Below are 18,350 nucleotides of genomic sequence, written 5' to 3' on the forward strand. Positions count from 1 at the left end.
TTTTCAACGGTGCTCAAGAGCGTTTCACTGAGATATCCCGTAAAGTCGTTTAAGCGTTTTCGTATCATTCAGATCTTTACTCCGCTGCAGACTCAGCATAACTGCCTGCCGGTTAAAATAGCGCAGGAACTGCAACTGGTCAGAACTGCTGTTATAAATACGGTCGACGGCCCTTAAGCGGTCATCATCAGACATGCGCAGTTTTCCGGCAGTGGTGGCATTAGCCAGGTCATCCACGTTCGCATTGCTTTGTTTGACCAACTGGTTATAAACATTGTCCATATAACTGAGTTCAGCCAGACTGAATGAGCCGCTTTGCCGGAACAAACTGGCATAGCGTTTATATTCACTGATGATGTCACTTTGCTGGCTCATGATCTGGCCGACCCTGGGATTATTCAATACCACAGGATTAACCGCCATCAGCCCCGCCAGGTAAACATGGTGCAGATCGAAATTACCTTTTGATAAATTGGAAATGGTGCCGTAACCCTGCTGGTAGATCAGATAGCCCTTTTTCATGTCCGAAAGAATGGCCTTGAACTGGGTCAGCTTTTCGATGTTCAGCAATAATTGCTGCAATTCATCGCTTTGGGCATTGGCCCGCATGGCGAAGCATAACATCACCAACAATAGAACTGCCGGACGGCTGATTGTTTTAACGACTTGCATACAAATGATTTAAAGTGTTGATATCCCGAACCTGTTGTTGTTTATTGCGGACATAGAGTTGCAGCTGGGCCCGGAAACCGGCCGCGAAACGGTAATTGTCCTGCATAGCCTGGTGCAACCTTGCGATCTGACGGATACGCTCTTCGTCACTCATTTCGGTTTTTTGATCAGCCAGGACGGTTTGAAGATCGTTTAACCGGGCATCGCAATCGCTTAGCAAGGCATCACATACCTTACTGACATATAGGGCTTCATTGCCAGTGAGTCCTTTTTGAGTTTTTAGTTTATTAGTCTGCGTTAAAACATCCTGCTGCCAGCGAAGGATATCATCAACCTGCGGGCCGCTTTTAACCGGGGCGTTTACAGTTTTCCGGTGGGTATAATAACTGCTGTGCAAACTGTATTCATTCCCGATATAACCGCCGATAGAACCCAGTCCGCTTTTGGCGATGTGATAACCTTTCTGGAGGTAGCCGCCATAAATTTGCAGGGCGGCGATCTGCTGATAGAGGTACTTCTTTTGCGTACTCTTTTGGTTAAACCATTCTGCAAATGTTTGTGCCCGGACAGTAATGCCGAACAGCAGGAAAATACAGGTGAATTTAATGCAGGCCATAGTAGTTTTTGATGGTTTGTACTTCGTTCAGATCCTTGCTGCGGTGCAGGCTCAGGATCATGTTCTGGTTATTGTATTGTTTAAGATCAACGTAGTTCTCATCCAGCTGGTCACCGGCCTGATTGATCACTTCCAGTCTTTGCTGGTCGGTCATTTGGGTTTTTCCGGGGTTCAGCACCAACATGATTTGATCGAGGTTCCTAGAACTGGCATCAAGGATGCCCAGGTAAACGCGCTGCATTTCAGTGATTTCTTCAGGCTTGAAATGTTTGTCGGACTGGAAAAGCCGCCAGGCCCGCTGATATTCACCAACCATAGCCACCTGTTGTATGGTAAGGGCCTTGACGCGCTGATAATAGGTAATCGTCGATTTGACCTGCCACAATTCCTGATAGTATTCTTCATATAGTGACCGCTGCTTTTCAGACCAATTGGAGATTTCATTTAGCCTGAATCTGGATAATTCGTTTTCCAATGTTTTCTGTGCGTTTTGCAGCCAGATGGTTTTGTTTTGCATACGCTGCACCTTCAAATCAATAGCTTTGATTACCTTTTTGACGACTGTAGTAATGATCTGGTATTGGGCAAAACTTTGAGAACTGAATCCCAGTAACATTGTCAGTGTGATAATTCGGATCTTTTTCATGGCAGTGGAGTGTAAATGGTCGGGCCTAATTGCACAGTTCTATTCTTAAACTGTAGGACCGGCGCATCCGGGCTGTTCATTGTCCAAATGTGTGTTTCGAAGTTTTTTGGCAATGCTTTGCCATCCCTGATTATTTGATAGCCAGTTTTTTTTGTAATAACCGTATCCCTAATTATTAATGTATCATCGGCAGTGGAGTATTGGCCAACTTTATGATTTACATAAGTCCCATCATGATTCGCTTTTTGACAAGCTGCTAGTGACAAAATTGCCACCCCGAGTTTGATTGTTGTTTTCATGCGGCGTTATTTTTGGTTTGTTGTTCTTCCTGTACGATAACCGCGATGGCTTTGCGGATATCACCATATTTCTTTTTGTAGGCTTTCACTTTTGCTTTTTCAGCGGACTCGGTGGTGTATGTCCAGTATTCTTCGCGGCTCACTTCGGTACGGTAAACCCTGGATAACTGGCCATTCAGGCTGATAAACACTTCCTTGTATTTATACTGCTCATCGTTGGCCCGGTTCATGCTCATGATCAGCGCGGTTTCCTTGTCCGTAATGCCCAGGAGTTGCTGTATTTTTGGAAAGTCGTTCTGGTATTTGCGCTGGTCAAGCAGGATCTTACAATCGCTGTTATTGATGATAGCTTGCTTGACCACAGGTGAACTGATGATGTCTTCAATGTCCTGGGTAACGACCAGCGCTTCTCCGAAATATTTTCTGACCGTCTTGAAAAGGTATTTGATGTACTCCGCCATACCTTCCCGTGCAATGGCTTTCCAGGCTTCTTCGATCAGGATCATTTTACGGGTCTCCTTCGGCAACTTCCTCATTTTACTCACGAATGTTTCCATGATAATGAGCGTCACCACCGGGAACAGGATCGGATGGTCTTTGATATTGTCCAGCTCAAAAACAATAAAGCGGCGGTGCAGCAGGTCGAGATTTTCAGTGGCATTGAGCAGGTAATCGTACTCACCGCCTTTATAATAAGGCCGTAAAACAAATAGCAAATTGTCAATATCAAAGTGCAGGTCTTTGACCTTGCTTTGTTTCATTATTTCGTAGAAATCGCCTTTCAGGAATTCATAGAAAGTATCAAAGCAGGCAAAGCCGTCGAGATGCTCGTAGTAATGGTATAGGGCGTCTGATATCGCGATATATTCCGAACGCTGCACGCCTTCATCTTCCTTCTTCCAAAGTGCGAGGATCATCGCCTTGATGCTTTCGCGTTTTTCGGTATCCAGCGTATCTCCTTCACCCACATAAAAGGGATTAAAACTGATCGGCTTGTCTTCAGAATAGGTAAAATAGTAGCCGTCCACAAATTCGCACAGCCCTTCATAACTATGCCCCACATCAACCAATACGATATGGGAACCCTGTTCATAATAGCTGCGCAACAGGTGGTTAGTAAAAAAAGACTTGCCGCTGCCCGAGGGGCCTAAAATAAACTTGTTGCGATTGGTGGTAATGCCGCTTTTCATGGGTTCGTCGCTCAGATCGACGTGCAGCGGCTTGCCCGATAACCGGTCGCCTAAGCGGATGCCACAGGGCGACAAAGAGGACCGGTAATTGGTTTCCAGATTGAAAAAGCAGGCAGCATGTTCGGCGAACGTATCGAAAGTATCGTTCATCGGGAAGTTACCGCTGTTGCCGGGCAGGCCGGCCCACCAAATCTGCGGGGCGCCATCCGTTTCCTGTTTGGGTTGCGCGTCTAAAGCGGCCAGCGCCGAACTGACTTTATTTTTCACATCCTTGAGTTGGGCTTTATCGTCCGTCCAGGCCAGGATATTAAAATGTGCCTTAACCGGAAGCCGCTGCTGGCTGATCGCTTCGTCAACAAACGCCGCCGTGGCATCACGGCCGATTGCGTTTTCGCGGGAGTAGGCCGACAACGATTGCAGGCGCAGCTTCTTGGCTTCCAGTTTTTTAAGGGTTTTGGCACTATCTTCAATAAATAAATACTGGTTATAGATATGGTTGCAGTTCAGCAGCGCGCCAACGGGGCTGGCAAAACCAGTACTGAATTTCGTTTTCTCCGTGCTGTACTGGTCATAGGTAATGCGCGGTCCGCAAAGTGCGGGTAAGTGTTCGGCATCCGCCAATGTATACAACTGGCAGTGATTATCGCCGATCCGTAATTCGTCTTTTAAATGAATGTCTTTCAATGCGGGCGCATCATCTTTACTAATCAGAAAGCAGTATTGTTCCAGGATGCCTGGTGTGACCAGTGTCCCGGCAATTTCGTTATCCGGTAACCGGCGCATGGCGACCAGGCCACTGTCCTCCATTACCCGTTTGAACTGTCCTGCGTTGTCCAGGAACTCCCGGAACAGCTCCCCGTCGGTCGTTTGCGCCGGGACAAGGTGCTTACGCATCAGTCCGCTAACGGCGCTGGTGACCGGCCTGAAGTTTTCCGGCCGCTTGGTCAGGATGACCAGGCAATGGTGCGCCAGGTAGGGCCGTTCGTTGAAAAAGCGTTCGCTGGCATGGCTCAAAAATGTTTGCTCACCGAATGCTGCCTGATAGCGTGCTTCTACGAACCAGTCCTGTTTATGAAAGATGCTATTCTTTGGCAGGAGCTTAATGGCTTTTACCCAGGCCTGGTGAAAGGCCATATACTCGTCATTCGACAACGTGAACAATTCAGGCAGCCGGATCTCATAGGCAACGCTCAACTCTCCCTGTGCCGATAGTAAGGTATTGTGCTCAACCTTATAGATCGGGAATACCTGTTCAGCGTTTTTCATAAAATAGCCTCCTTGACTTGAATTTTAAATAGGTTGGCAGGTACCTCCGGGCGTTCCTTTTCATCAGGCCGTGCTCGCCATACTTGTGGCTCAGGCCAAAGACTTTGTAAAACAGGGTGCTGCCTAAACCTGCAATGATGAGCAGGCACAGGTATATCGCCATTCCGATCAGGTATAGGATGGCGAACAGCACCAGCAGTGCAACAAGGCCTGCTCCTAAATAGCCAATGTATTGTGCCTTCAGACCCTTGAACTCGACCGGACGGTTAATGCCTTTGTTGATGATATAACTCATATCTTTTCTTATTTGCGCCCTCCATTCCCGGCAGGGCAGGGCTTCATACGCCGAAAAATGATTTAAGGACAGTAGCCACAACGACCAGGAAAATACAGCTGCCAAACCAACTGGAGGCGACCTTGCCGGTATCATGCTCTCCGTCATTCCACTTTTTATAAACCTTGATAGCGCCGACCAGGCCGACGATGGCACCGATGGCATACATCAGGTTGGTGCCGGTAGAAAAATAACTTTTGACCTGGGTGGTAGCCTGGTTAATGCCGGCGTTGCCGTCCTGGGCGTAGGCGCCGATGGCCAGCAACATGATGCCTGTTATTAATTGGACTTGTTTTTTCATGACGTTGCGTTTAAAATGTTAATGGCCATTCCGTTTCATCTACAGCGAAAGGAAGCCGGGAGTCTGCGAATTCGCGCAATGACCGGATAATTACAGGCAGGCTGATCTCGTCCCTGAACACTTCATAATTGTCCAGTAATAGCTTAAACAGCGAAAGGAATTCAGATTTGTTATCACTGCAGGCGTAGGCCGCTATTAATACTTTTCCTTCTGCCAGCAGGTCATCTGCGGGGCCCGGGGGCAGGGTCTGCTCGCCGACCTCGTCGGGTTCAGCAACAGAAAATAACAGTTCTTCTGCGGCGTACAGCCCGGTGTCTGCTTCGGGTTTGGCTTCGCCCATAATCACCGGTAATTTATTGTTTACCGGGGGTACTACCGTTTGAACTGCGGGCCTGATCTTTAACAGCACAGCGAGTTCGGTACGGTAATAGCGCAGGCCGACATAAATATACCAAGTAACGCTAAGTAAAAGGGTGGCAGTCCGGTATTGCTGCCAGGAGATCACATTTAACATATCTCTTCAAGTTTAAACCGGCGGCACCATGCCGCCGGACAAAACAAATGTGGTGGCGTTCTTATTTTTTATTTCACCATATCGCCGCACGTTGTGTATTTTCTGCTGAATCATAGACTGTTATGGTCTTAGATAGATTGCTATACTAAAGCAACAAGAGCAGTCCGATGACGATAGAAAGGCTCAGCTTGTCGTTTAAATACCGGAGCAATCCCTCCGTAAGCTTATTAAGGAAAATGGGAATTGTCTTCTTTCTTCTTCCGATATCAATGATTTTATGGTAAGACTCTTTGATCTCCATCCCAAAGACAAACTCAAAGATCCCGACCAGTTCGCTCACCTCGATATTGCCATTGTTTACAGAACCTGATGCTTTAAGGGAATAGATCAATTCAATAGCGTCGGTCGGGCTGGCGGTCCAGTTCGGGTGCGAAAATGTGAAGATGTCCGCTCCTGCAGCCGGTAAAACCTGCTCTGTTCCGATCTTAAGGTATTCGAGCTGGAGATAATCCTGGAATTTTTCATTCGCTATGATCTTTGATAATTTGTAGTCATGGCTGGTGCTGTATTGTTCATCTTCTTCAAAATCTTCCAGTTCCATCTGGACATCAAAGGCGCCACGGGTAAAATAAACCTGGTCCATCAGTGAGCTGCCCGACCGGTAGTATTGATAAAATGCTTTGTTATGGTCGAAAAACCGTTGCAAATCGGTCAGGTGGAAGTTGATATAAGCGCGGACGGCATCTTCTCCGCCGGGTGGCAACTGCATCAGGAAGTTGTAGACATTGATAAAGTAGATATACTTGCTGTAAATAAGCGGTTTTACCTCTTTGAAAAAGTGAATTTCTTCGGCAATGTCCCGGAAGGCATAATTGGAAATATAACGCTTCATTTTGTTCATCGCTTTTTTGCAGATCAGTATGGAACACCGGTATTGTTCCATCGCCGACTGGCCATTTAGCGTAATTGCTGCCAGCTGGCTCTCCAAAGCCGTATGAAAACGCGCTGCTTTGCTATTCATGGTCTTTAGAGATTTTTAGTTTAGCGTCAATGTGCGCAAATGCATTAAGTACCTTATCCAGATGCTGAAAAGAATGGGTGGCCATGACGTTCATGCGGATGCGGGCATTCTTTTTAGATACTGCCGGATACATGATCGGGTTGGTATATATCCCCGCCCTCAATAGTAGTTTCCCTGCCTCCAGCGTCTTGGAGATATCGCCGACTTTGACGGGAATCACGGCAGATTCGGTGGTTCCTATATCGAACCCCAAACCTAAAAGTCCATTTTTCAGGTACGTTATATTCTCCCAGAGTTTATCCCGCCAATGCGGCTCCTCGTCAACCAACTCAATTGCCCGGATGATCCCCATAATCGCCGGGGTAGCCGTGGTCGAGAACAAGTGTTGTTTGGATTGGTACTTCAGGTAGTTGATAAGCTCCGGATGAGCGATCACATAGCCGCCGATATTACCCAGCGCCTTGCTGAAAGTTCCGGTAATGATGTCGACCTCTTCGAACGCGTCATGCAGTTCAATTACGCCTCTGCCGGTCTTTCCCACGACGCCGATGCCATGGGCATCGTCAACAACCAGGTAACCGCCATAACGGTGGGTCAATTCAGCAATTCGTCTTATCGGGGCAAGATCACCGTCCTGACTGTACACGCCGTCAATGATGACCATTTTCGTGCGGTATTGGTGCTGCGCCATTTTGAGCACCTGCTCCAGCATTTCCAGGTTATTGTGCAGAAATGTTTTGACGTTCGTCGTTAACACACCTTCATAAACGCTGGCGTGAACGGCCATATCCAGGATAGCCAGGTCTTCCTTGTGGAGCAGGCATTGCAGCGTGGCGCTGTTGGCGGTATAGCCGGTAGTGTAAAGGATGGCGCCCTTACGCCGGTAGAATTCTGCGATCCTTTTTTCCAGCTGGCGATGATAAACGAAATGCCCGCCGATAGCAGGCGAGGCGCCGGAACCGGTGCCGAACAGTTCGGTTCCCCTAACAACGGCCTCCTTGACCTTTCCGTGCTGGCTGAATCCCAGATAGTCATTGGAAACCAGGCACACCGCCCAGGTAGGGTGGGCGTCGCCGGGTAATATCAGGTTCATTTCAGGCCCTGCCGGGGATAAGGATTCGATCCGGTAATTGAGGTGACCATTGCTTTTAAGGAAATTTAAATAGCGTTGAAATTCAGCGGCAGTAGCAAAGGCATCCTGCCCGGCAATGTTTTCAAAATCTTTGAAACTTGCATTGTTATAGTCGATGTTCATACAAGGTAGGGGGTTAGTTTCCCTAAAAGTATGTCTCAAAAAAATCTAAAGTTGGGACATGATGGTTTAGGTTAAACAATTTATTAACTGTTAAGAAATATATCTCCATGTCCCATTTTTCCCGAAAATGTCCACTTAATTTTGCATCCCTGAATCTCGCCCGCTCAAAATTAACGGTCAAAGCAACCCTTTCTAGCGGACTGGATGGATGGATCACCCAATTTATCGCCAATGAAATCAGAAATTTTAATGAAGCTTCTGGAAGAAAAGACAAAGCTATCCTGCGGGTTTATGGAAGCACTGGAAGCAAAATTGCAATTGGAACGCTATAAGCCCCATCAAATCCTGAATGCTGCCGGACATATAGAGAACAGATTATATTTTATGGAAGCAGGCTTTGCAAGGAGCTATTTTTATGACCAGCATGGCCAGCAGCACATTGTTAAGTTTTGGGATAAAGGGAACATCCTGTTTTCTTTTGAGGGTTATTACAAAGTGCCTTCGCATTATTATATAGAAATCATGGCGGAAAGCGAGGTGATCACGATGAGCTATGCCAGCCTTTATGAATTAGAGGTTGTTTTTCCGGAAACTTCACTGCTGATTAAAACCCTGCTGCTCCAATACCTGGAAGAAGAATTTCAGAGACAACTGCTTATTTCCCTGCCAGCGGAAGAACGCTATATTTTTATCCGGAAAAATTATAATTCCCTTTTTACCAAAGTGCCTTCTAAAATGATTGCCTCCTACCTGCACATGTCCCGTGAAACCCTGGGCCGTTACATGGCCAGGCGGTGACTACCCAAAAACATTAGGCACAGGTTACCTTAAGATCGCTTTCTGCGTGGTCAATTGACCTGTAAAAACGCATTAAAAGCGGGTCTATCCGGTGGTTATGCATCATCGTCCCTCAGCTGCCGCGCGCTACCTTTATCCCATTATTCTACTGATATGAAAAGCAACCGTTGGAAGGAAATCATCACGTTCCTGTTAATCATACTGTTTGCCTACACGGCAACAAGTAAATTTCTCGACTATTACAGGTTTGTTTTCCAGATGCGCTTAGCACCATTTCCACTGATAAAAATGTTTGCCCCGGCAATCGGCTGGATAATGCCCTTATTGGAATGGATGCTCGTTATTGCCTTGGGGATCGGCATCATCTATCCGCGGCGCCTCCTAAGACCTCTCTGGATGTCGCTCTTCCTGTTCTTATTATTTGAAGTATACATTTCCGTTATGCTTTTGTCAGGCTTACGGCTTCCCTGTACCTGCGGTGGAGTTATTTCGGAAATGAGTTGGAGCGGGCATCTGATTTTCAATGCAGTATTTCTGTTGCTAAATGGCATAGCCCTATGGCTTCATAAAAAAGATATCCAACACGACCTTTCTTCTGAAAAAAGGTAATCAGGCAAGATTTTCACGCGCGTAGAAACAGGCGAGCCGTTGCCTGTCTATAAAACGGATGGTAAAACACTTTAATTTTTAATCTTATGAAAAAAGTAAAATTGGGCTTTATCGCCGCTGCACTGACTTTAAGCGTCGGCGTGGCCTTTGCAACCAGTAAAGAAGCTGCCGGGAACCGTGCAAATTTTAACTGGCAGACTTCGGATGCTTCGGGAAATATCGTCACCGTTGCGAATGGCGGGGTATATGACCCGAACAGAACCGTAGGGCAGGCAAAAAGTGATTACGGCTGTTCAGGTACCGCCGCAGATTGCGCGGTAACTGTGCCCAGCCAGGATACGCCTCCAGGTCCCGGGGCGACTTATATCCATCACAATTAAGTAATTAAGGAATGACGCCATCGCAATGGCGTCATTCCTTAATTATACTGCTCGGGGGCTCAAGCCTAAACCTTACCAATTAAAAATTTAAAAGCTGTAAGGCATTCGTATATTAGTTTACTTTGTTAGTAAAACGACAGCACCTTTAATATTTGCAAGTGAAAATTACCCTAATATTATGGTTAGCGTTAGTCCCCGTTTCCGGCTTCTGCCAGCATAAAATACCTGTTATTCATGCCACCTCAAACCAGGCTAAGATCTACGAACAGCATAATGTATTATCAGATTGGCATATCAACCCCAAACTCAAACCGGATATCTTTTTAACCGGAAAATTGACCCGGTCGGAAACTATAAAGTTCAGAACGGATGTAGATTCTCTCAGCTTTCGTATCGGACCTGGGCAGCATAAGGATTTTGTTGTGCTGCTCAATGGTAAAGATTCCTGTTTGACCAGGATTGAATGTCCGGAGTTGAAAGATCTCAGCAAATTATCGGTGGAGGTTCACGATACCATTGCCTTTTTTATTAATAAATTTAACACTAACTATTTGCCTGTTGTACTTAACGGCACCGACTCCTTAATCCTGAATTTCGATAGCGGTGCAACTGAAATTTGTATTACCAATGACGCCTTAAAGCAAAAGGTAAAATCACACCGTAAGCTTTACAATACAGCCTATGATATTAAAGTTGGGAACCAAACTTTTAAAAGCAAGCTTTATGATATAGCGATAGCAGGTAACGAAGTTGACGGGCTGTTGGGTTGGAACCTGTTTGATGGAATGATAGTAGAGCTGGACTATGATCACAACAGGATGATTGTTCATTCTAAAATGCCGGGACTACTGTTGCATGATGTCGGTTATTCCAGATTCAAACTGACTTTTATCAAAAACAAACCTTTTATCGAAAGTACCATCAACCAGGGCAACCACACGGACAAAAGCCTGTTCTTTTTTGACTTAGGCTATCAACGGACCGTGATGCTGGATAATGATGTACTGACGGCGTCAAAATTTCCGACCGGGAAAATGCGGGTTATTAAAAAAATAATCATGCACGGCACCAAGGGGAATGAGGTACCGGTGATAACAGCCAACTTGGAAAGTCTGAAGATTGGAAAATTCGAGCTCAAAGATGTTCCGGCACAGATTATGACACAGGGTAAGCCAATGGCAGGGGTGAAGGTTCATTATTTAGGAACCGATGTATTAAAAAGATTCAACACCGTGTTAGATTTTCAGAAAAATGTGATCTACCTGAAACCGAATAAGCTTTATGATACTGAATATGCCGACCAGAAGAAGGACGGTGCTTAAATAATGGCTGAAGTTTACTGATAAACAGATTTTATATCATATCATCGACCGCTTTTCTTATCCAAAGTAAACCGTTATCAAAAGTAGCACCTCTTTGCAATATGTAAATATTTGTAAATCATATTTTACTTGTGATAATATCGTTGTGATAACATTTTTGCTATCTTTTTTATTGGGTGTAATACTGCATCTATAAAAAATATTCGATAGTCAATTTATGATGCGGTATCGGCAGACACCTCTCTACCCTTGCCTCAGAATAGGGGGCCTTAAACCCTCCATTCCACTGTCAGACCATCGGTCTGCACATTAAATTTTCTGCCCGGCAAACCATTCAATATACTGCGGCAGTGCGGTGCCTGCATAATAAGGTAAATTCATGAGCAGGTATGGCTTTTTATTTGGAGTGACAGCTTTCTCTACCTTAAAAGCACCGCCGTACATTCGGACGGCGTATGGATGGTCAGCAGCCTCAATGAACTGATGAAGCGATTTTAAAGTGCCGGTACTTCCTGATTTTATTTCGATAGGAATAACCAGTTTATTATAAACATAAAGTAAATCGACTTCTGCATCGGACTGGGCTTTTTCCCTTACCCAAAAATTCGGCGTATGCGCTGAAATACTTTGTAGGGATATCAACTCCTGCGTCACCAAATGGGGTATAACCGCCCCTTTGTAGGCGCTGCTCAAATCATCCATAGCCAGCATCTCTGCCTGGATTCCTAGTGAATAATTGACCAGGCCGGTATCCAGGAACTGTAGGTGCGGTGATTTCTTTAAATCAGCCTTCAAGGGGGGGTGCAAATCTGTCGTAGGGTAGATCAAACGTACAATCTTCGTATCGTCAAGAGTTCTGAATGCTTCTCCTACCTCTCTTGACCGGTAGCTGGAATTTCCAAAGCCTTGAAACTTGATGCGTTCATCCAGGTACTGCGGTGCGGTATCCATTAAATGTTTGATGATCTTCCTTTCTGTGTCGTTGGATGTATATTTTTCTACATCGTTCTTATAAGTACTCCAAATACTTTCATAGATGATAGACAAATCAGAAAGGCAATGTTGCTGAACGTCGGTTTTTACTACTTCAGGCATCCCACCGATAATCGCATAACGATGAAAGGCATCCATTAAGGTTTGATGCGCAAACGCTTTTAACGGGACCTGCAGTAATTGCTTTAGCAACGCTTGTTTTCCTGTGGCTTCCAGGTATTCCTGAAAATTCAATGGGTGGAGATATAAAAATTCCACCCTGCCTACCGGGAAGCTATGTACTTTCTGCATGGCAAATTCCAATAAGGAACCTGCGCTGATGACATGAAGCGCTGGTATTTCTTCATAAAAATAGCGCAGTAGTTGGATGGCTTTAGGGCTCTCCTGTATTTCATCGATGAACAAAAGAGTATTTGAGACAGCAGATGAAGGAATATCATGCGTTAAAAACAAAGCTTCAAAAATCGTTTGGACGTCATCAAAATCATCAAAATAACGACGGTCAGCTGGTTTCTCCAGGTTGAGCGCAATGGTATGTGCATACGTTCCGGCAAAATCACGTATTAGGGTTGTTTTACCAACCTGACGCGCGCCTCTTATAATAAGCGGCTTACGAACGGTACTTAATTTCCAGCGATTAAGATAATTTTCAATACTTCTTTTAAAGGCCATGATAACGAATATCGCAGTAAATGTAACAGAATAAAGGCAAATTTACATTATTTATGTAACAAAATAAACCCTGTTGTTGCATTATTTTGTAACAAAATAAAGGCAGTTAAAAAATATCAATCCGAAATATTTAAAGATGAGTTGATAGTCTCAGGGACAGTATGGCTATTCAAGGTTTGGATAAAAATCGTTAAAATAAATTTGCGCAAGTAAAACCTTGCGCATATATTTGCAAGCAATTACTTGCGCATTATGATGCAAACAAGAGACATCTTTCAAGCAATAGCAGATCCGACTCGTAGACAAATTATAGGTATGCTGGCTCAGAAGTCACTCAATGTTAATGCTATTGCCCAGGAGTTTGATATCACCCGGCAAGCAGTTTCATTACATGTCCAATACCTTGATGATTGCGGTCTTATTGTGATCAAAAAGCAAGGCAGGGAAAGATATTGCGAAGCTAAACTCGAAAAATTAAGTGAAGTCACGGATTGGGTAGATCAATACCGAAAATTTTGTGACAATAAACTGGACTCATTGGAAAGCTATCTGGCTAAAATTAAACAGAAGGGTTAAGGCCATTGAAGGCGCCAAGCAGACTTTAGATCGACTTGAAAACTAAATTAAAATATTAGCAAGTAACAAACCCAGTAATAACCAAAAAAAATAGAAAATATGAGAAAGATAATTTCATTTATGCACATATCGCTTGACGGTTTTGTGGCAGGACCGAACGGAGAAATGAACTGGATCAAACTTGGTCAAGATATTTTTGATCATGTCGGTAAGCGGATAGGCGAAACCGATACGGCATTATATGGACGCGTGACTTACCAGATGATGGAAAATTACTGGCCCACAGCGGCAGACAAACCGGATGCGAGCAGGCACGACATGGAACATTCAAAGTGGTATAACAAAGCTCACAAGGTTGTTTTATCGAAAACAATGAAAGACGCGGGATTGACCGATACAACAATTATCAGCGGCAACGTTTCGGATAAAATAAACGAAATAAAACAACAGGGAGGTGGAGAAATTCTGCTTTTTGGCAGCCCGGCAGCCACACATGCACTTATGCAACAGAACTTAATTGATGGCTACTGGCTATTTGTTAATTCAATTATTCTTGGACAAGGGATTCCATTGTTTACTGACATCAAAGACAAAATAAAACTAAACCTGTTGACTACCCGACAATTTACTTGCGGGGTAACTGAACTGAATTACACAGTGGACAGGCAATAACAACGAACCGCTGACAGGATGTTAACGGTCACCGAAACTGACGAATTAAGTTTTTGAAATTTCCTTAACAAATCATCAATAGATTAATGATCCGGGACGATATATAAAAGCTGAGGGTCGGCAAATTCAAATCCACTATATGAAAAGTGTAACAATCATTATGTTATTTATAACACAGGCTTTCTCTGTAAAATCGCAGTCAGTCCCGGATTCCGTAAGGCAACTAAATTCAAATGAATTCAGAAATTACATGGCTATACGCCAGTTAGTTGACAGTTTTGCCTATTATGCGGACAGGACCAATGCTCAGCGGCAGGCGGCACTTTTTGTTGAAAATGGTACGCTGGAAATTTATAGGTCAGAGCCCGATACAAGTAAGCCTATTTTTGTGTTGAAAGGGCGCAAACAATTAGAAGAAGTGTTCAATGGCCTAAAAAAATATGATATGACGTTTCATCTTAACGGACAGAACTCGATCAAATTCGGGGATGATACAACCGGGACCGTCCAATGTCTTGCCCATCATATCTTTTTTGAAGACGGGAAAAGGAAATTACAAACAGAAGCTATCCGCTATTATGATACTTATACCCGTCAAAATAACCGATGGCTGTTCGTAAAAAGAAAACTGGTTATTTATTGGGAAGACAAAAGATTGTCAACGTCGTAAATCCCCTGTTTAGATGAGATACATTGAGTGAATTACCCAGGCTAGCTAACGACCCGAAAGGAAATAACTCTGAATCGGCGATGGGTCAGTTTAATGTACAGTAATCGAAAGCACCCGAAATACAACAAACTGGGATTTAGTGTCCGATATTTGTCCGAAATGAAACAATAAACGCTGTAAGCATCTGACTTACAGTGTTTATTGTTAAAATTGAGAAGCCGTAGGGGAAGCTTTTCGAGCCCCTTTTTGGCCGAGTTAAGGTTATTGGTAGCCTGGTAAATTATAAACAGATTTAAGCAATAACCATTTAATATTTTCGCATGTTTGGTCACCTTTAATTTATTCAACATAATAGTCCGATTTAAAGATCTTTTCACACTTGTTATTTCAAGTTGCCTGATGGTTATGCGAACCTCAGGTGCGCTGAACAATCAAGCTTCAAAATGTCGCCTTTAGGAGCGAATATGTCTAATTCGGTATTATTTCACTGATTGTGTGGAGCCTCTTCAGATACTTTTGATCAAATCATAGATCAAAAAGTAATGAATATTATGAAAATTTCAGCAATCAGCGCCTTCGCAGCAATCCTCCTTTCTTCGGTCATATGGGTAAGCCAATGCTCAGCCTCTAATAGAAAGACTTTTCGTTTGAATGAAGGCCCGGGTTTTGCAGTACTCGAGTTATTTACATCCGAAGGCTGTTCCAGTTGCCCGCCGGCTGACGAGTTGATAGCCCGTATCCAAAAAGAAGCAGGTAGTAAACCAGTGTATGTATTAGCCTTCCATGTAGATTATTGGAATCGCTTGGGATGGAAAGACGTATTCAGTCAACCCGAGTTTTCCAAAAGGCAATATCAATATCAGCGTTTGTTTTCCAGCCAGGTTTATACGCCGCAGTTGATCATCAATGGTAACAGCGAGTTTGTAGGATCGGATGAGCATGAGATCAGGGATGCAGTGAAGCAAAACCTTAACGGAACGCCGTCAACTACTTTGCGCATAAAAGCACAACAACAGAATGGCGGTCTTAAACTGGATTACGAGGTAAAAGGCAAAACCAGCGGCAATCAGTTAGTAATTGCGATAGTGCAAAAACATGCCACAAGTAAAGTGAACGCTGGTGAAAATGAAGGCCGTGTTTTGTCTCATGTACAAATAGTGCGCAGCCTGCAAACTGTTGAATTGAAGCAAAACGGCACCCAAAACATACAACTTCCGGCAGGTTTTAATCCAGATGGCTGGGAAATCATCGGATTAATTCAGAACGCTGAGACAGGCATCATATCTGCAGCAACAAGGGCTACATCAACCTCAACTTCTTTATAAACAACACATCAACCTTTAAATCAATAGACTCATGAAAACACAATTGAATTTTTTAAATGGCTTTAAAATGATAGCCATAATCGCACTGTTTATTATCTCACAATTTATGCTGAATGTGAGATCAGCGAATGCCCAGCAGAAACCTGTAAGAAATATTGTATTGGTACACGGCGCTTTTGCTGATGGCTCCGGTTGGAAAGCAGTATATGACATCCTAGTCAAAAAAGGGTATCATGTCAGCATCGTGCAAAACCCACTCACTTCACTAGATGATGACGTTAATTCAACCAACAGTGTGATTAACGCGCAGGATGGCCCGGTTATCCTTGTAGGGCACTCATGGGGTGGTACAGTGATCACCCAAGCCGGTGTAAATCCGAAAGTAGTAGGGCTGGTTTATGTTGCCGCTTTTATTCCGGACAAGGGCGAAAATACTGTTAAATGGGTTGCCGCCGCTCCGCCGGCACCAGAAGCAGGGTTTACCAAACCTGATCAGTTTGGCTTTGTTTACTTTGATCCTGCAAAATTTCATGGTGGATTTGCAGGCGATCTTAGCCAGGTGCAAAGCGACTTTATGCGCGACTCGCAAGTACCTATTATCGCTAAATGTTTTGATGAACTGGTAACCGAAGTCGCATGGAAAAATAAACCAAGCTACGCCATAGTACCCACCGAAGATAAAGCACTTAACCCTGAAACGGAACGCGCCATGTACAAACGAGCAGGCGCCAAAGTAACCGAGATAAAAGGAAGCCATGTGATCTTTATTTCTCAACCCGAAGCTGTTGCCCGTGTAATTATGGATGCAACAGAGCTGAAATAAATTAACTTTATAAACAAGATAGGAGATGGTGTAAGAATGCATATGCTTTCTTACACCATCTCGCATTTCATTAAAATGAACCCTATGAAAAAGCTATTGCCCACGATAGTCATAGCCTCCTTTATGATCAAGGCTAACGCGCAAATCCCACTAACAAAAGAATTAACCTGTACTGAAGAAGCATTTACAGTGAGATTGAACCTGCACTCAGGACGGCATCCGGGTATGGTAAGAATAGGGAACGCTCAATTAGCGAGTTATGCTGTGACGCCCGCAATTGATTATCTCCCCATCAACGACAATATTTCAAAATCTAAAATGTTAGGATCATCTTTCTTTCATTCAGATAGCAAGCCGGCTTTAGAGATGCATAGTTTATTATTCGATGAAAAACTACTATCGGACTTTGGTTTATTTACCAAACCCGTTTATAAATATCGCGACAGCACGAGCTTCCTCCATAACTACAAATAAAAACCCTCTGTTTTTAGTTTTTATGCCAAGGCCTTTCAGAAATGAAGGGCCTTGGTTTTATAGCCTTATACCGCCCAACACTGTTATTGTCTAATTCCCCCATCTATATGTCCGGTTTAGCTATTATTCACTCAGCCAAGGGGCGTTTTTGAGGCAAATTTGTGTCATCAAATAAAAACAACAACGCCATGAACACAAAAACAACAAAAGTAATTTACTGGACCGGAGCCGCATTAACATCATTATGGTTTGGAGCAAGCAGCTTTGGTGAATTGACTAAAAGCCCTATTGTATGGGATATCACTCTGAAACTGGGTTACCCTCCACACTTTATCTATTTGCTCGGTGTTGCCAAGCTTTTAGGAGTAGCTGTGCTTTTAACTCCAAACAAGCTGCTGAGATTAAAAGAATGGGTTTTTGCTGGTCTTTTTTTCGACATCATTTTCGCTTTCTTTTCTAAACTGGCAGTATTAAACTTCGCCGCAGGTATCGACGCAATTGTAGCATCAATCATGGTAGGCGTAACCTACGTTATGTTCAGAAAGCTTTATGCTGCAAAATACGGGAACGGTGCTACAGCTGAAGTAAGCCAGATACTGGTTAAAGCTTGATATTTCCTGCTCTGTGAAGAAAAGATGGTGAAAACAGATTATCTCAATGATCATGGAAAACAATGCAACTCCCGACCGGCTCATCTTTTTGCAACTTGCCGCCCTTACCGACGCAACGATAGAATTCGGGGGATTGAGTAGTTATGCCACCGACCGTGTAGATATTGTGATGTACAGTTTTCGCCGGCGCATAGCTATTGCCGGGATTAAAGCAAATAACAATAAGCACGGGGAACAGCTGGCAGTTTCCGCAGAAACAGTTACCTCTGGAATGACCGATTATTAATTAAAAAACATCGCACAAACACATT

23 protein-coding genes are annotated in these 18,350 nt (G+C 44.0%); 12 read left to right on the forward strand and 11 right to left on the reverse strand.

Features of this window, described 5'->3' with window-relative positions:
• Positions 1-24: 24 nt before the first annotated feature.
• The 10 genes from Q3A68_RS15090 to Q3A68_RS15135 all read right to left on the reverse strand — a co-directional run bounded on the left by Q3A68_RS15090 (position 25) and on the right by Q3A68_RS15135 (position 8,153).
• Positions 25-672 (reverse strand): TerB family tellurite resistance protein, encoded by a 648-nt coding sequence (locus tag Q3A68_RS15090; protein ID WP_302901938.1) that lies wholly within the window; start codon positions 670-672, stop codon positions 25-27.
• Positions 659-1,288 (reverse strand): hypothetical protein, encoded by a 630-nt coding sequence (locus Q3A68_RS15095; RefSeq protein WP_302901939.1) that lies wholly within the window; start codon positions 1,286-1,288, stop codon positions 659-661. Before Q3A68_RS15095 ends, Q3A68_RS15090 begins: the two co-directional genes overlap by 14 nt.
• Positions 1,275-1,934: a conjugal transfer protein TraI gene (locus Q3A68_RS15100; protein ID WP_302901940.1), complete on the reverse strand. Its 660-nt coding sequence runs from the start codon at positions 1,932-1,934 to the stop codon at positions 1,275-1,277. The genes Q3A68_RS15095 and Q3A68_RS15100 overlap by 14 nt, the downstream gene beginning before the upstream one ends.
• On the reverse strand, positions 1,931-2,233 hold the full coding sequence (locus Q3A68_RS15105; RefSeq protein ID WP_302901941.1) for a hypothetical protein: 303 nt from the start codon (positions 2,231-2,233) through the stop codon (positions 1,931-1,933). The genes Q3A68_RS15100 and Q3A68_RS15105 overlap by 4 nt, the downstream gene beginning before the upstream one ends.
• On the reverse strand, positions 2,230-4,689 hold the full coding sequence (locus Q3A68_RS15110) for a TraG family conjugative transposon ATPase (protein WP_302901942.1): 2,460 nt from the start codon (positions 4,687-4,689) through the stop codon (positions 2,230-2,232). The genes Q3A68_RS15105 and Q3A68_RS15110 overlap by 4 nt, the downstream gene beginning before the upstream one ends.
• Positions 4,676-4,984, reverse strand: a complete 309-nt coding sequence (locus tag Q3A68_RS15115) for a DUF4133 domain-containing protein (protein WP_302901943.1) — start codon at positions 4,982-4,984, stop codon at positions 4,676-4,678. The genes Q3A68_RS15110 and Q3A68_RS15115 overlap by 14 nt, the downstream gene beginning before the upstream one ends.
• A gap of 43 nt (positions 4,985-5,027) precedes the next feature.
• Positions 5,028-5,324 carry a DUF4134 domain-containing protein gene (locus tag Q3A68_RS15120; RefSeq protein ID WP_302901944.1) on the reverse strand — a complete coding sequence of 99 codons (297 nt, stop codon included), beginning with the start codon at positions 5,322-5,324 and terminating at the stop codon, positions 5,028-5,030.
• A 10-nt stretch (positions 5,325-5,334) separates the two neighbouring features.
• Positions 5,335-5,838 carry a hypothetical protein gene (locus Q3A68_RS15125; RefSeq protein WP_302901945.1) on the reverse strand — a complete coding sequence of 168 codons (504 nt, stop codon included), beginning with the start codon at positions 5,836-5,838 and terminating at the stop codon, positions 5,335-5,337.
• A gap of 145 nt (positions 5,839-5,983) precedes the next feature.
• Complete coding sequence (locus Q3A68_RS15130) at positions 5,984-6,859, reverse strand: RteC domain-containing protein (protein WP_302901946.1); 876 nt, start codon at positions 6,857-6,859, stop codon at positions 5,984-5,986.
• Positions 6,852-8,153, reverse strand: a complete 1,302-nt coding sequence (locus Q3A68_RS15135; protein WP_302901947.1) for an aminotransferase class I/II-fold pyridoxal phosphate-dependent enzyme — start codon at positions 8,151-8,153, stop codon at positions 6,852-6,854. The genes Q3A68_RS15130 and Q3A68_RS15135 overlap by 8 nt, the downstream gene beginning before the upstream one ends.
• Positions 8,154-8,345: 192 nt before the next feature.
• On the opposite strand from Q3A68_RS15135, the gene Q3A68_RS15140 reads away from it, so the two are divergent.
• From Q3A68_RS15140 to Q3A68_RS15155, 4 genes are all read left to right on the forward strand, one after another.
• A complete protein-coding gene (locus tag Q3A68_RS15140) occupies positions 8,346-8,912 on the forward strand; it encodes a Crp/Fnr family transcriptional regulator (RefSeq protein ID WP_302901948.1) in 567 nt (188 codons plus the stop codon).
• A gap of 153 nt (positions 8,913-9,065) precedes the next feature.
• On the forward strand, positions 9,066-9,521 hold the full coding sequence (locus tag Q3A68_RS15145; protein WP_302901949.1) for a MauE/DoxX family redox-associated membrane protein: 456 nt from the start codon (positions 9,066-9,068) through the stop codon (positions 9,519-9,521).
• Positions 9,522-9,607: 86 nt separating this feature from the next.
• Positions 9,608-9,901 (forward strand): DUF6520 family protein, encoded by a 294-nt coding sequence (locus Q3A68_RS15150; protein WP_302901950.1) that lies wholly within the window; start codon positions 9,608-9,610, stop codon positions 9,899-9,901.
• A 158-nt stretch (positions 9,902-10,059) separates the two neighbouring features.
• Positions 10,060-11,223 carry a pepsin/retropepsin-like aspartic protease family protein gene (locus Q3A68_RS15155; RefSeq protein WP_302901951.1) on the forward strand — a complete coding sequence of 388 codons (1,164 nt, stop codon included), beginning with the start codon at positions 10,060-10,062 and terminating at the stop codon, positions 11,221-11,223.
• 309 nt (positions 11,224-11,532) lie between these two features.
• Here Q3A68_RS15155 and Q3A68_RS15160 read toward each other — a convergent pair whose 3' ends face one another.
• On the reverse strand, positions 11,533-12,888 hold the full coding sequence (locus Q3A68_RS15160; RefSeq protein WP_302901952.1) for an ATP-binding protein: 1,356 nt from the start codon (positions 12,886-12,888) through the stop codon (positions 11,533-11,535).
• Between the two features lie 252 nt (positions 12,889-13,140).
• Here Q3A68_RS15160 and Q3A68_RS15165 point away from each other — a divergent pair, with 252 nt between their 5' ends.
• The 8 genes from Q3A68_RS15165 (at position 13,141) to Q3A68_RS15200 (ending at position 18,325) form a co-directional block, all read left to right on the forward strand.
• A complete protein-coding gene (locus Q3A68_RS15165; RefSeq protein WP_302901953.1) occupies positions 13,141-13,464 on the forward strand; it encodes an ArsR/SmtB family transcription factor in 324 nt (107 codons plus the stop codon).
• A gap of 99 nt (positions 13,465-13,563) precedes the next feature.
• Positions 13,564-14,136 (forward strand): dihydrofolate reductase family protein, encoded by a 573-nt coding sequence (locus Q3A68_RS15170; RefSeq protein ID WP_302901954.1) that lies wholly within the window; start codon positions 13,564-13,566, stop codon positions 14,134-14,136.
• 139 nt (positions 14,137-14,275) lie between these two features.
• Entirely contained in the window at positions 14,276-14,806 is a 531-nt protein-coding gene (locus tag Q3A68_RS15175; RefSeq protein WP_302901955.1) for a nuclear transport factor 2 family protein, read from the forward strand.
• Positions 14,807-15,357: 551 nt separating this feature from the next.
• Positions 15,358-16,131 (forward strand): DUF1223 domain-containing protein, encoded by a 774-nt coding sequence (locus Q3A68_RS15180; protein ID WP_302901956.1) that lies wholly within the window; start codon positions 15,358-15,360, stop codon positions 16,129-16,131.
• Between the two features lie 31 nt (positions 16,132-16,162).
• On the forward strand, positions 16,163-16,954 hold the full coding sequence (locus Q3A68_RS15185) for an alpha/beta hydrolase (protein WP_302901957.1): 792 nt from the start codon (positions 16,163-16,165) through the stop codon (positions 16,952-16,954).
• An 84-nt stretch (positions 16,955-17,038) separates the two neighbouring features.
• Positions 17,039-17,428: a hypothetical protein gene (locus tag Q3A68_RS15190; RefSeq protein ID WP_302901958.1), complete on the forward strand. Its 390-nt coding sequence runs from the start codon at positions 17,039-17,041 to the stop codon at positions 17,426-17,428.
• Positions 17,429-17,616: 188 nt separating this feature from the next.
• On the forward strand, positions 17,617-18,039 hold the full coding sequence (locus tag Q3A68_RS15195; protein WP_302901959.1) for a DoxX family protein: 423 nt from the start codon (positions 17,617-17,619) through the stop codon (positions 18,037-18,039).
• Positions 18,040-18,091: 52 nt separating this feature from the next.
• Complete coding sequence (locus Q3A68_RS15200; RefSeq protein WP_302901960.1) at positions 18,092-18,325, forward strand: hypothetical protein; 234 nt, start codon at positions 18,092-18,094, stop codon at positions 18,323-18,325.
• Positions 18,326-18,350 lie beyond the last annotated feature (25 nt).

This window comes from Mucilaginibacter tolerans (assembly GCF_030519375.1).
In the GTDB taxonomy this organism is placed as follows: domain Bacteria; phylum Bacteroidota; class Bacteroidia; order Sphingobacteriales; family Sphingobacteriaceae; genus Mucilaginibacter.

Coding starts and splice junctions, on each gene's coding strand:
- Q3A68_RS15090 (WP_302901938.1), bottom strand. CDS start 672: ATGCAAGTCGTTAAAACAATCAGCCGTCCGGCAGTTCTATTGTTGGTG.
- Q3A68_RS15095 (WP_302901939.1), bottom strand. CDS start 1,288: ATGGCCTGCATTAAATTCACCTGTATTTTCCTGCTGTTCGGCATTACT.
- Q3A68_RS15100 (WP_302901940.1), bottom strand. CDS start 1,934: ATGAAAAAGATCCGAATTATCACACTGACAATGTTACTGGGATTCAGT.
- Q3A68_RS15105 (WP_302901941.1), bottom strand. CDS start 2,233: ATGAAAACAACAATCAAACTCGGGGTGGCAATTTTGTCACTAGCAGCT.
- Q3A68_RS15110 (WP_302901942.1), bottom strand. CDS start 4,689: ATGAAAAACGCTGAACAGGTATTCCCGATCTATAAGGTTGAGCACAAT.
- Q3A68_RS15115 (WP_302901943.1), bottom strand. CDS start 4,984: ATGAGTTATATCATCAACAAAGGCATTAACCGTCCGGTCGAGTTCAAG.
- Q3A68_RS15120 (WP_302901944.1), bottom strand. CDS start 5,324: ATGAAAAAACAAGTCCAATTAATAACAGGCATCATGTTGCTGGCCATC.
- Q3A68_RS15125 (WP_302901945.1), bottom strand. CDS start 5,838: ATGTTAAATGTGATCTCCTGGCAGCAATACCGGACTGCCACCCTTTTA.
- Q3A68_RS15130 (WP_302901946.1), bottom strand. CDS start 6,859: ATGAATAGCAAAGCAGCGCGTTTTCATACGGCTTTGGAGAGCCAGCTG.
- Q3A68_RS15140 (WP_302901948.1), top strand. CDS start 8,346: ATGAAATCAGAAATTTTAATGAAGCTTCTGGAAGAAAAGACAAAGCTA.
- Q3A68_RS15145 (WP_302901949.1), top strand. CDS start 9,066: ATGAAAAGCAACCGTTGGAAGGAAATCATCACGTTCCTGTTAATCATA.
- Q3A68_RS15150 (WP_302901950.1), top strand. CDS start 9,608: ATGAAAAAAGTAAAATTGGGCTTTATCGCCGCTGCACTGACTTTAAGC.
- Q3A68_RS15160 (WP_302901952.1), bottom strand. CDS start 12,888: ATGGCCTTTAAAAGAAGTATTGAAAATTATCTTAATCGCTGGAAATTA.
- Q3A68_RS15165 (WP_302901953.1), top strand. CDS start 13,141: ATGATGCAAACAAGAGACATCTTTCAAGCAATAGCAGATCCGACTCGT.
- Q3A68_RS15170 (WP_302901954.1), top strand. CDS start 13,564: ATGAGAAAGATAATTTCATTTATGCACATATCGCTTGACGGTTTTGTG.
- Q3A68_RS15175 (WP_302901955.1), top strand. CDS start 14,276: ATGAAAAGTGTAACAATCATTATGTTATTTATAACACAGGCTTTCTCT.
- Q3A68_RS15180 (WP_302901956.1), top strand. CDS start 15,358: ATGAAAATTTCAGCAATCAGCGCCTTCGCAGCAATCCTCCTTTCTTCG.
- Q3A68_RS15185 (WP_302901957.1), top strand. CDS start 16,163: ATGAAAACACAATTGAATTTTTTAAATGGCTTTAAAATGATAGCCATA.
- Q3A68_RS15190 (WP_302901958.1), top strand. CDS start 17,039: ATGAAAAAGCTATTGCCCACGATAGTCATAGCCTCCTTTATGATCAAG.
- Q3A68_RS15195 (WP_302901959.1), top strand. CDS start 17,617: ATGAACACAAAAACAACAAAAGTAATTTACTGGACCGGAGCCGCATTA.
- Q3A68_RS15200 (WP_302901960.1), top strand. CDS start 18,092: ATGGAAAACAATGCAACTCCCGACCGGCTCATCTTTTTGCAACTTGCC.